The 12,602-nt window shown below is 60.0% G+C and carries 6 protein-coding genes; 3 read left to right on the top strand and 3 right to left on the bottom strand.

Going from position 1 to position 12,602, the window contains the following annotated elements; all coding sequences use genetic code 11:
- Nucleotides 1–203: 203 nt before the first annotated feature.
- The 3 genes from SJQ66_RS00415 to SJQ66_RS00405 all read right to left on the bottom strand — a co-directional run bounded on the left by SJQ66_RS00415 (nucleotide 204) and on the right by SJQ66_RS00405 (nucleotide 3,934).
- Nucleotides 204–407 (bottom strand): cold-shock protein, encoded by a 204-nt coding sequence (locus SJQ66_RS00415; RefSeq protein ID WP_024904570.1) that lies wholly within the window; start codon nucleotides 405–407, stop codon nucleotides 204–206.
- Between the two features lie 640 nt (nucleotides 408–1,047).
- Nucleotides 1,048–2,028: a threo-3-hydroxy-L-aspartate ammonia-lyase gene (locus tag SJQ66_RS00410; RefSeq protein WP_036011482.1), complete on the bottom strand. Its 981-nt coding sequence runs from the start codon at nucleotides 2,026–2,028 to the stop codon at nucleotides 1,048–1,050.
- A gap of 61 nt (nucleotides 2,029–2,089) precedes the next feature.
- Complete coding sequence (locus tag SJQ66_RS00405) at nucleotides 2,090–3,934, bottom strand: EAL domain-containing protein (protein ID WP_051504610.1); 1,845 nt, start codon at nucleotides 3,932–3,934, stop codon at nucleotides 2,090–2,092.
- Nucleotides 3,935–4,027: 93 nt separating this feature from the next.
- On the opposite strand from SJQ66_RS00405, the gene SJQ66_RS00400 reads away from it, so the two are divergent.
- The 3 genes from SJQ66_RS00400 (at nucleotide 4,028) to SJQ66_RS00390 (ending at nucleotide 12,563) form a co-directional block, all read left to right on the top strand.
- A complete protein-coding gene (locus SJQ66_RS00400) occupies nucleotides 4,028–5,077 on the top strand; it encodes a LysR family transcriptional regulator (protein ID WP_052738393.1) in 1,050 nt (349 codons plus the stop codon).
- Between the two features lie 462 nt (nucleotides 5,078–5,539).
- On the top strand, nucleotides 5,540–8,332 hold the full coding sequence (locus SJQ66_RS00395) for a sugar ABC transporter (RefSeq protein ID WP_320533735.1): 2,793 nt from the start codon (nucleotides 5,540–5,542) through the stop codon (nucleotides 8,330–8,332).
- Nucleotides 8,322–12,563, top strand: a complete 4,242-nt coding sequence (locus SJQ66_RS00390) for a tetratricopeptide repeat protein (RefSeq protein ID WP_320533734.1) — start codon at nucleotides 8,322–8,324, stop codon at nucleotides 12,561–12,563. Before SJQ66_RS00395 ends, SJQ66_RS00390 begins: the two co-directional genes overlap by 11 nt.
- The last annotated feature ends 39 nt before the right edge of the window (nucleotides 12,564–12,602 follow it).

Below are 12,602 nucleotides of genomic sequence, written 5' to 3'. Positions count from 1 at the left end.
TTCGCGGTAATGAGTGCGCTCATGCGGGAGCCATGATGAGCGGTACCAACGGATGACGCACTGCAGCAGCGGTGCCGCCCCTCACCCATCGGACCCTGAAGGCGTTACTCGGCGGCGAGTCGTAACGGTAAACCGCAAGCAACTCGCAGGAAGGTGTCCACCACAAGCGGACCTTCAGGGCGGGCTGTCCGGACGTATCGGGTTCAGATCGCCTGGATGTTCGACGCTTGCTTGCCCTTCGGGCCTTGCTTCACGTCGAAGCTGACCTTCTGGTTTTCCTGCAACGACTTGAAGCCGTCAGCACGGATTTCCGAGAAGTGCGCGAACAGATCTTCGCCACCATCGTCAGGCGTAATGAAGCCGAAACCCTTCGCGTCGTTGAACCACTTAACAATACCGGTTGCCATGTTTCATCCAAGTTGTGCATTGAGACGGACAGCGCGGAACAATCGATATGGAAAGCGCGCCGCCACAAAATGAGTACTGCGTGTGTATTGTTGGCAAATGTCTTTGAGACGTCAATAAGAAAATGCGACGAACCATGACACGTGTAGTTGGCCTAGCGGTATCAACGGTACGAATCTCGTAGGACGATTCGTACAATCATTCCGTTGTTGTCACGTAAATCAATGAATAAATTGAGATAAATATCTTTAAAGATTTTGTCTCCAGCGAATGGTGGGGACATATCATTTTTTCCGAAATGCAAAGATCGGTGAGGGATTTGTTAATTTTTTTGGGAATCGAGGACTGAACCATGACGCGAGACGGTTTGCGGAAACAAATCTCCAGCGCATGTGGCTTTTAAGAACGATACGGCAAGACTTGAAATAGTGTCCTGATGATGACGACTGTCAAAAAAACGGTGAATGGCGAATAACAGCGCGAGTGGTAATGTCGTCTGGATGCAATTTCTGGTAAGTCTGTTCGCCCTGACGCCTCCAGGATGCGTCCAATGCACGGTAAGAAAAGATTGGCGCCGGACGGCATGCATCTGCTTTTCGTCGGCGTGTTGGGGTGTTGGTGACTTTAAAAGCGGCGCAAGTATTATTGTGCGAGAAGCGCGCAGTAGCGCTGCATGTCCACGTTGCCGCCACTAAGGATGATGCCTACGCGCTTGCCGGCCCATTGCGCTTTCGCGGCAAGGGCGGCCGCATAACCCAGGCAACCCGTCGGTTCGACGATCAGCTTCATATAACTGCCGATCTCCCTCATGGCCGCCACCAATTGTGCGTCGCTGGCCGTGAGCACGTCATCGACGTTTTGACGTACCAACGCGAACGTGTACTGGCCCAGATGCTGAGTTTGGGCACCATCGGCAATTGTTTTCGGTGTATCGATATGAACGATCCGGCCGGAGCGAAATGATTGTTGGCCATCATTGCCGGCTTCCGGTTCCACGCCGAACACCTTGCATTGTGGTGCGAGCGCCCGGGCCGCAAGCGCGCTGCCGGACAGCAGGCCGCCGCCGCCCATGCAGACGAACAAGGCGTCCAGTGGGCCGACGTCTTCAAATAACTCTTTGGCGGCTGTTCCCTGCCCGGCAATGACGTCTGGATGATCGTAGGGCGGAATCAGCGTGAGGTTGCGGGCGGACGCCAGGGCGCGACCGATGGCTTCCCGGTCTTCGGTATAGCGATCGTAGAAAACGACCTCCGCGCCATAGCCTTTCGTCGCCGCCACCTTCACTTCAGGAGCATCCTCCGGCATGACGATCGTCGCGGGAATGCCAAGCAACTTCGCCGACAGTGCGATTGCTTGCGCATGATTGCCTGAGGAGAAGGCGATCACGCCGGCACGGCGTTGTGCGTCGTTGAATCGGGACAGGGCATTGAAGGCGCCGCGGAATTTGAAGGCCCCGATCCGCTGTAGGTTTTCACATTTGAAAAACAAGTGCATGCCTGATCCCTCGTCCAGGATACGTGACGTCATGACCGGCGTGCGATGCGCATGGCCGGTAATACGGTTGCTTGCGGCGACCACGTCGTCATAGGTCGGGAGGGTGATGGAAGCGGGGGAGTCGGGCATGATGGGCGTCATCGGCAAGTGGGTCGGATTGCCGATTGTAGACGAGTCACATCGTATTGTTCTATGCCAACGACGCGTGGATGCTCGCCGTGGTGGGTTCGTTCTTCGGCGGTTGGCAGTGACAATGTGCGGCGATATGGGCTGCCGGCATGGCGCGTGCAAAGAGCCAACCCTGTCCCAGTGGCGGCGGATAGAGATGCTGGAACCACACCGCCTGCGGGGCGTGTTCTATCCCCTCGACGATCAAGTCGAGTTTCAGCGCCGCCACCATTGCGGCGATACGCGAGGCGACGACGCCGAGCTTTTCGTCTTCCGGCAGCCCACGGCAGAAAGACTTGTCGAGTTTGACCGCGGTGACCGGTAGCGACGACAGGTAGGACAGGCTGGAATATTGCGTGCCGAAATCGTCGATATAAACGGCGTGTCCGTTATCGCGAAGGCGTTTGATGCCACGTGCAAGTACCGAGTGTTCCGCGGTGGTCCGCTCGGTGATTTCGAAAGCGATCGATGAAGGTGCGACGTTGGCGGCAGCCAGCCGCAGCGCGACCCACGCGGGGAAACTGGCCGTCAAGACATCGGTTGCGGAGATATTGATCGCGACTTTGAAGTCGGGGCGGGCGCGTAGCGTGTCGCCCAGTTCATCGAGAACTCGCGTCACCACATAGCGTGAAACTTCCTGGATAAAGCCTTCGTCCTCGGCAAGCTGAATAAAAAGGTCCGGATTGATGTGGCGGCCATTGGTTTCGGTCCAGCGCAGCAACGCCTCCGCCCCGACCCATTGACCATCGGCAAGTCGCACGACGGGCTGGTATTCAAGTGTCAACTTGCCGTGCTTCAAGTCACGTCGCATCCGCCGTGCCATTGAATTCGCGCGGCGCATCGCGGAACACAGCCCCATGCCGATGCCGAAACCGGCCATCATCCCCAACGTCAGGAAGCCCAATAGTTCGGGACTCAAGCCGAGGCCGGACGCGGAAGATGCATCGCGCATGCGCGCCAGAATACATTCGTCGCCCCCCTGCGTGCAGCGTACTTCGAAGCGATGGTTCGCAAGGCGAACCGGTGTCTTGTCATGCAGCACGATGCCGGACGGCAATGCGCTGACCTCGGAGCTGGTCAACAAAAAACGTTGCGTGCCTTGAATACTGACGCCCATATAGTCGACACGCGGGTCGACGATGACGTCGTACGCGGGGTAATGGATAGCGATCGCGGCGTGCCCCTGCCGGATTACAATGGCTTGCGCACCGCTCACACCGTCAACGTTCGGGTTCAGCAAAATCTGCTGTCCCTTGCTGTTGACGAAATCGACAGTGGGAACCGTTATGGGATCATCAGCGCGGCCATCCGTGGATGTGCAGATGATTTTGCCGTCTCGCTCTCTGGCGGCACTCTTCAGGAACCGTGACTCCAGAACAATCGCACGGAGATGCGCAATGTCGGCATCGGAGCAAAGGGGGGCGGGATACTGGTTGATGGCTGCCAGCGCACGGTCTGCTTCAGCGCCGATCTCCTTTACGCGGCGTAGCCATAACTGCGCGAGCACGCCAGCTTCCGTACGCTGTTGGGCGACGGCGGTCGTCTGGCCAATGCCAGTGCCGATGGCCGCACCGGCCAACGTGCAAAACACGACGATCAGTATTGATCCGATCATCGCCGGAGTACGCAACAAAAGCGGGCGGGGCATGCGACAGGGCGCGACGATAGGTGGGGAACCCGCACAGGCATCGAGCACACCGGTAAAAAGATGGCTGTCATCGCGCCTGGGCGGATACGCGCTACAAAAACATGCAATCCAGCGCAATCGCGCCGGGTGCAGCCGAATTCTACCTGTATCCCCACCTGGGGCGGTGTAATCCATCACATTTTCCTTGCTGAGCGTTGACTCGCCGCGACGACGATCCATTCCGCGCGCCTGTCATGACTTCACCGACGCGGATACGCTACACTCACGCACACGGCGCCATCCTGTCAGGCACCGTTTTGGGCATCTTATAATTTGACGAAGCGGCATGCCGTGGGGGTGTTGGCGTGGACGCTCGCCTGGCGCGTATTCCGGGACGCCGCGCGACGTACATCGGATGTGAACAAGGGAACGTTGGTGGCTATCAATTTGTTGAACGCGATGCAGGTTTTTGTCCGTGTGGCGGAGACGGGCAGTTTCACAAGGGCTGCCGATGCGTTACAGATGGAGGTGCCCCGCGTCACCCGGGCCGTGCAGTCGCTGGAAGCGCACCTCAATACCCGCCTGCTGAATCGTTCGACCCGCCATGTCAGCGTGACCGAGCATGGCAAGCGCTGTCTTGCGCATTGCCGCGCTGTTCTGGAGCACCTGCACACGCTAGAAGACGAGATGATCGACGCGGATGCCTCGCCGCGAGGGGTTTTGCGGGTCGACTTGCCGGCAATCGTGGCACACCACATCGTCATTCCCGCTTTGCCTGACTTTCTTGCGCGTTATCCCGACTTGCGTGTCGAGTTAAGCACGACTGATCGGCGCGTGGATTTGGTCAAGGAAGGGCTCGATTGCATTGTTCGGACGGGCATGCTAGATGACATTGATCTGGTGGCAAAGCCGCTCGGGGCGGCGACAACCCTGGTGTGCGCGACACCGGACTATCTGGCCCGGCATGGCACGCCTCTGACGCTTGCCGATCTGGCGCATCATCGCGCGGTGAATTATCGGTCGGCCCAGACAGGGCGGATTCGTCCATGGTCCTTGCGCGATGACGCCGGTGCCGATGTCTTGATCGATATGAAGGATGCCGTGGTCGTCTCGGATGCGAATGCATTTGCACAATGCGCCTTGTCTGGCTTGGGGTTGGTCATGACGTCCTTGTTCTCCCTGCAAAAACACCTGGACGATGGCACGCTGCGTGAAGTATTAAGCACATACCGGCCACCGCCGCGGCGTATGTGGCTGCTTCGCGCGCCGGGTACGCCGCTGCGTAAAGTCGTGGCGTTTTCTGATTGGCTAAGCGAATTGTGTCTTGGTATCCCTTCATTGCAGCCGCCGCCGGGCATGACGTCGACGTCCACGTTGCTTTGACGTTCGACATTCTTCATGCCTTTTGTCATGAACGTCGTTGTGTCGTCTACCCTCGTGATAACTGACAAGCGTGTGTTTGACCATGGTGCCGGGGGAGGAGTGGAACAACGATGTTGTCTCGAAACGACGACAGTTTGTTTGCCGCATGCTGCCATATCCGCTCGGACGACGCATAATCGATGCGTCTACAAAAATTGGTAACGAAGGGCGGCGCTCCGATATTGACCGGTGGTCGATCGGACGTGTGATACGGGGTGATGGGCGCGTTGCGTACCCTACCGCGTGCTGCGCAAGGGGTCATGGACCGGGCTCTTGAACAGCGAATATCGTATGCTGGATGTCGCTCCGACTTTGTACCTCGACGAACCACGCATCGGGCTCTAACACGTGGCAGAGAATCATGCTTTACAGGTCCGCCAGGAATGGCGGGCGATCGGTCCTAGCCGGCACCGGCCCATCCAGATGGCATCTTTCTGGACACGCGGCATCTTGCTGGCACTCGCGCTCACGTTTCCGTCTGCGTTCACAGTGGCCGCCACCGACGGCAATCAAACGTTCAATGCAAACGGCGGTGTGACGACCGGAGGGTCGACGACCGTAACCGGCCCCCTGGCAACGCCGAATATTGCGTTCTACTACGGTGCGCAGGCGCCAGTCGGAATGCTGCAGGCTTTCGATGCCGTCGTGCTCGATCCGCGTAATGCGTTTGACCCCGGCACGCGCCCTTTGCCGCACACGACATGGATCGCCCGTGTGTCTCCAAACTCGTCCGCCGCGTCGGGCGCGGATGCCGCGGCGTTGATACAGAATGTCCTTCAGCCGTTGTGGCAACGTGGATTTCGCGGTTTCATGCTGGATGACACGGTGGGCGGCGACGTTATCGCACGCGTTCACGCGCAGTATCCAGATGCCAAGCTGATGGTGGCAGGTGATGAAGCGGTCACGCGCGCGGCCGGGTATGCGGCGTCGCTGTATGCCGTGGTAGGCCCGTCGCTGATCCTGGAGGTGGATCGCGGTGGCGCATTGGTTCCGGTGTCCGATGACGCGCGTGCGCAGCGCCTCGCCGCATCGCGCGCGTTCACCGCAAAGACCGGTGTGCCGGTCATCGATGTCGAATTTTGCGACGGACCGGATCGTGACTGCGCGCGTCGTGTTGCAAAACAGGTGGTTGGCACGGGTGGCTTCCCCTATGTTACGGATCGTGCGTTCGATGTAGTGGGTATGGGCCGCATCGAGGTGATGCCGCGCAAGGTTCTGGTCGTTCAAGACCGAAATACCAATGAGGCGCTGGATCTTGCTGTACGTGTTCACAATATTGCCGCGCCGCTGAATTACCTTGGCTATGAAGCGGAATACGCGGATCTGGATAAACCGTTCCCTGAGAATGTCAATCCGGATCGTTACGCCGGTATTGTTGTCTGGATCGACGATGAGAACGTACCGAATGTGCAGGCGTGGCGTGAATGGATTGGCGGGCGTATTGATGCGCATGTACCGATCGCCTTTTTGGGACGATTCGGTTTCAACTTGAATGATGGTGCGGGGCAGGCGTTGGGCTTACGTTCCGTGCAAGGTCCTTTCACTGCCCCGGTCAACGTGGTGCACAGTGATCCGTTGGTGGGCTTTGAGATTCAACCAAATGTTGATCCGCGGGACATTCAAGGGGTGCGGATCACGGACCCGCAAGGACAGTCGTTACTGCGTTTGAATGTCAACGGCCAGCAGGTCGATGAAATCGGGATGATGCCGTGGGGCGGATATGCACTCGCGCCCTATAAAGTGGTGTCACTGAATGGTATCGAGTTGCAGCGCTGGGCCATCAATCCCCTCAGTTTCCTGACACGTGCCCTGCGGTTGCCGACGTTGCCGTCGCCGAGCCTGACCACCGAGAATGGCTTGCGACTGCTCATGACGCACGTCGATGGAGACGGTTTCGCCTCGCGGGCCGAATTCCCGGGCCCTGATTATTCCGGGCAGGCGTTGTACGACCGTATCTTCACGCGTTACAAGATACCGATGTTGCTATCGGTGATCGAGGGGGAAGTGGGGCCCACGGGGCTCTATCCGAAGATCTCGCCTCGATTGGAGCAGATCGCGAAAGCGATGTTCGCCTTGCCGAATGTACAGATCGGCAGCCACACATACTCGCATCCATTCCAGTGGGACGAGGTCGATGCGGAGACGGGCGCCAAGACCGATGCCGGCGGTGGCGACGCGGCTTTCTCACTGAATATCCCGAACTATACGTTCAACCTGGATCGCGAGATTGGTGGGTCGATTGATTACATCAATACGCGTCTCGCACCACCCGGAAAGAAGGTCGAGGTACTGCAATGGTCCGGCGATTGCCACCCGCCAGCGCTGGCGATTCGCAAGGTGTACGAAGCCGGAGTCTATAATTTTAACGGCGGCGATACCGTCATTACGAAATCGGCGAACAGCTGGACCAATATCTCACCGGTAGGTGTTGACAAGGGGCCGGGTGCTTACCAGGTCTATGCGCCAAATCAAGACGAAAATGTCTATACGAATGACTGGCAAGGGCCGTTCTATGGTTTTTCGCGCGTGCTCGAAACGTTTGCAATGACCGATGCACCGCTGCGTTTCAAGCCTATCGATATCTATTACCACATGTACACCGGCACGAAGGAGGCATCGCTTCATTCGTTGGAACAGATTTTCGATGCCGTGCTGAAGCAGCCAGTACTGCCGGTGTATGTGACGGAATATATCCAGAAAGTGCTCGACTGGCGTTCCTTCGCCGTGTCGCGCGATGTTCAGGCGGATGCAACCGGTCAAGCGGCATGGCGATTCCGTGGTAACGGTGCCGTGCGCGAGGTGCATTGGCAGCCGGGCGGCGCGCCGGATCTGCGCCATGCTTACAACGTGACCGGCTATGCGCCCGGCCCGGACGGCATCTACATCCATATAGAGGATGGCGATGCGCGCGTGGCGATCAATCCGAACGCGTCGGCGCGACCGACCCAGCCTTATATTCCGTTCGCCCGGGGGTTTGTGAAGGATGCTGTCGTGCGGCCTGACGGCATGCGGTTTTCTTTCGCGGGGCACTATGAACCCTATATCCGATTTGAAAACGCCGGTCAGTGTTCGGTAACGGTAAACGGACAACGTCGTGACGCGCGGCGCGAAGCGGGCACGGACGGCGTGGCCGGTAGTGCGTTGCGGATCGACCTGCCGGCGCAGTTGCCGGAGAAGATGCAGTACGACCAGGTAGATTTGCACTGTGGCCGCTAAACGTCTGCGCATCGCGCCTACCTGGCTTGTCGGTGTGATGTCGGTTTCCGTCGTCGGCTTGCTCTATGTCGCGCATCCGCGGGGCGGTATCCAGGCGCGTCTGGCGGCGACCGATTCGCCTACGGCGCTAAGCATCGCGTATCTCGAAGCGTTGCTGCGTTCGAAGCCCACCGACGTCGATTTGCTGACTTTCCTCGGGAACCAGTATTACGAGGTAGGACGTGACAACGATGCGCGGAATATCGCCAATCGGCTGGCGACCATGCCTGGTGACGGGGTCAAGCGCACCGCCGTGCTGTTGAAGATCGCCGTAGATGTCCGGACTGCCAACGCGTTGAAGGAAAGCGATCCGGGGCGAGCCGTGAAGTTGAATATCGTGCGCCAGGAGCTGGCGGATGCCGCGCGACTGAACTGGTCGACGCCGGAACTGCAGCGTCTGGCGGCGACCGCGGCGTCGACGAATGCGCAGCAGGTGGCCAAGCAGTTATATGCCCGCCTCGAAAATCAGGACAAGGCGAATGCCCAGCGCTGGAACGCCGAGGTGATCCGCTATGCCATGTTCGACGGCGACTATCGTACCGCCGCCGACGGCTGGTTCCGCGCGCAGCAGCGGGCGACGGATGTCAACGAGCAGCGCCGCTGTTTCATCGCCGGCATCCGTGTGCTGCAGTCCGGCAATATGCTCGACGCTGCATTGGGCGCTGCTGACCGCTATGGCGGTGCATTCATGCACGATCGGCAGGTGCTTATCGTGCTGTTGAATCTCGCGCGCGCGGCCCGGGCGACCGATCGGGTCGACCGATATGCGAAGGCCCTGGCCGGATACGCGCAGGCGACCCCTGCACCGGATGCGGCATTGCTGGCCGCCGCGCCGGAGATAAAAGATGATGGGCACGGCAGCCGGATTATTGTCATGTCCGGCGCGTGGTATGACGCGCTCGGCTTGGCCAGACCCTCGCTGCATGCGGCGCGTGAGGGCGGGTATCTGGACGGCACGCATCCTGCCGGCTACCGTGTGCGCGCGCGCTCGCCTGCGGCGCCTCGCACGGCGATGGACGAGGCAGAAGGGGCGATTGTCCGGGTACAGTTTGTCGTGGACCCGCGTGACCCGAACCGAATCCGGGCCGCGACCAATACGTCGTCGGATGGCCCAGTGAAGCCGCAGGCCGCATCGGCGGTGCCCGGCGTGCCGCCGGCCAACACGGGGGCGACCAAGCCCACGGCGGCGTCGGACGCGGCGCAGTCAGGAGTGGGACATGAGGGCGATGTGCCCTCCCTGCTGTACCAATCGTTCCTTGAGGCAAGCGATTTGGCCAGTGCGCAACGCCTTGCCAACGAACAGCTAGCAAAGCATCCGGATGATCCGATCTGGACCCGTCGCCTGGCGCAGGTTGCCGAATGGAACAGTGCGCCAACCGTTGCGTTGCAGATGTGGATGGCTTACGCGGAGCGTACGCAGGACCCCGAAGGCTGGCAGAACGTCCTGCGCCTAGCACCGATGCTGAATGACGATCATGCCTATCTGGCCGCGGTAACCCGGGCATCGAACGCCCGTCCTGACGACTTGAAACTGCTGGATGCGGTTACGGCGACCTATGAGCGACTGGGTCGTCCCGACGATGGCATTGCGTATCTGAAGGCCCGGATGAAAGTACGGCGTGGCGCGGCGTTGATTGCCGTGGAGAGCCGGATGGCGACCCTGCAGACGCGTGCGGGTCATGACGACGACGCCATTGCGACGTATCAGGATCTGTTGCGCCGCGACCCCGCGAATGCGGAACACGCGTTGCGCATGGCCAACCTGCAGTATCGTCACGGCGATTACGCAACCGCGTTGCAGACATTGGTGTCGGTGCGCGGAAATATTGCCGCCAACGATGACAATGCCGCCCTCTATTGGCGGGCAGTGGCGGAACTCGCCCGACTCCAGCAAAAGGATGAGATTGCCAATGACGCGTACCGACGTTTATTGGCGACCGGCAAGGTGGTGCCGGATGATCTTGCCGCGATGACGTTCTTCTACGATCCATTCCCGATCGATGCCGCGCGCACCGCGGAGGCACAGTATCGTTTGGATCACTCGTCGCAATCGTTGCAGGCGGCGTTGCATTACTACACGGATGCCCGGGCGCTTGACGCTGCCAAGGATCTTCTCGACGGCATTGCGCCCGATCGTCTGCCGCCGTTGGAGAGCGATCCGCAATTCCTGCGCGTGCGCTCCGATTACTATCGGGCGATCGGCGCACCGGACAAGGCATTGGCGGATCTCGATCGCGCCGTCAAGCTGCCTGGTGCAACGCAGGACGTGCAAGTGTCCTGGCTCTGGTCGCTCGTTGACTACGGCACGAATGACGATATCCGTCGTGCATTGGCTACCTGGCCGGATGGCGTTCAGTCCGCGCCACCATTGTGGGGACCATTTGCCGCTGCGCAATTGCGCTTGAATCGCCCCGATGCCGCGTTGCGTTATTTCCGCTTGCAGGCGGCATCGATGTCGCGTGATCCGCTGTGGCTGATGGCGTATGCGGAGGCGTTGGACCAGGCTGGTCACGACGAGCAGGCCTGGACACTGCGCCGCACGGTGTGGCGCGGCATGCGTGATGCCATGGCAAAAGGTGGCGATGGTTCCGGCCCGCTGGGCGTGCAACGTACCGCGACGGACGCTGGTGGGCGGCCAACGTCGGGACGTCTTGCCGCAGAAGCCGAGGCGCGCGAACAGATCATCGGCCAGCAGGCCTCGCTGGCCGCGATTTTTGAGAATGCCGATGCGTCGCGCGCCTTGTTGCGCGATGTGCTGGACAGCGACGCCGGTCGCCGCGACATGACAGGCCAGGCGAATGCGGCACGCGCGTCGATGATCGGCGATCCGCCGGGGTTGGCGCCCTTACGCGCGGCGCTGCGTGGTACGGGGTTCGCCGCCGCCGATGCAGCGACCGACGTCGGCGCCGCTGGCAAAGACGTTGCCAGCGACAAGTTAACGTCGTCGGTGGCAAAGGATGTGGCACTGGCATGGGCCTTGTCACATGAAGGCAATGGCATTGCACGCCGCTGGCTCGCGCGACAGTACGCCGGTGCGTTGATGATTCCGCGGGAACAGGCGATGGCCATTGCGCTGGCCGATGATGACAAGCCCCGCATCCAGCAGTTATTGGATCAGGGAAAAGGTAATTTGTCGGTCACTGGCGCCATTGACGCGGCCATCGCGCTGGATCGTCCGGCGCAGGCGGAACAATTGGCCTATCGGGGGCTCGATGGCGCGTCGGCGTCGGACGTGTTGCACAACCGTTTGCTCGATACCGCGATGAACTGGCCGCAGTCGTTGAGCGCCGGTGTCGACAGCACGACGGCGCACCCTTTGGATACGATTGAACAGCGCGCGTCGGGCAGTGTGAAGATTGGCGAGCATTACATGGTAGGCGTCGACAACGTCCAACGTTTTCAACGTTCGGCCGACAGCACGCAGTTGACCAACGTTCCAGGCCTCGATACCACCACGAGCGTGTATGTGCGACGCCAGACGCAATCGACGGCTGTGCAAGCAAGCGCAGGGGTTCGCCATGGCGCGTCGACCGTCTATCCGATGTCGGTGTCGGCCGAGGTGAACCGGGGCGGCGTCTTGTCCGGCCAGGTCAGCCTTGGGCGGGATCAGGCGGCAAACGAATCGCAAATTCTATCGGTGGGGGGCGTCAAGGACAATGCCACCGTCAGTGCTCGGTGGAATGCGACGAACCGGATTTACGCATCGGCCACGTTCGAAGCAGCGCGTTACTACAGTCAAGCCCGGAATAATGTGGGTAGCGGCACCAACGTGTCCGCGGAATTGGGATATCGCGTCCGGACGACCTATCCTGATTACACGGTGCGTGTGATCGGTGTGCGGGGGGACTATCACGCGAGCGGATCGCCTGACGGCTTGTTGGGTCGCTTGATCCCGTCGGATGCCGGCACGCCGACGTCGGCCACCGTGATGCCGCAGAGTTATACGCAATACGGCGCCTTCATCGGCTTTGGCACCGATGCGCGCGACACGTATTCGCGGTCGTGGCGTCCGTACGCCGATATTGGCATCGTGCACGACTCGAATCAGGGCTGGGGCCCTCAGGCAAGCGTGGGTATCGGCGGATCAGTATTTGGCGGCGATCGGCTGGTGTTTTATTTCTCGCGCCAGCAGGTATCCGGTGTGGGTACGGCGGTGACGCTGATGGGCGTCAACTATATCTATTTTTATTAGGCGTGACGTCGTTGAGGTAGGCGACAGTACGTAACGACC

This window comes from Robbsia andropogonis (assembly GCF_034047095.1).
In the GTDB taxonomy this organism is placed as follows: domain Bacteria; phylum Pseudomonadota; class Gammaproteobacteria; order Burkholderiales; family Burkholderiaceae; genus Robbsia; species Robbsia andropogonis.
This window is presented reverse-complemented; position numbering and strand designations above follow the sequence as displayed.

Coding starts and splice junctions, on each gene's coding strand:
- SJQ66_RS00415 (WP_024904570.1), bottom strand. CDS start 407: ATGGCAACCGGTATTGTTAAGTGGTTCAACGACGCGAAGGGTTTCGGC.
- SJQ66_RS00410 (WP_036011482.1), bottom strand. CDS start 2,028: ATGCCCGACTCCCCCGCTTCCATCACCCTCCCGACCTATGACGACGTG.
- SJQ66_RS00405 (WP_051504610.1), bottom strand. CDS start 3,934: ATGGATCGTCGTCGCGGCGAGTCAACGCTCAGCAAGGAAAATGTGATG.
- SJQ66_RS00395 (WP_320533735.1), top strand. CDS start 5,540: ATGGCATCTTTCTGGACACGCGGCATCTTGCTGGCACTCGCGCTCACG.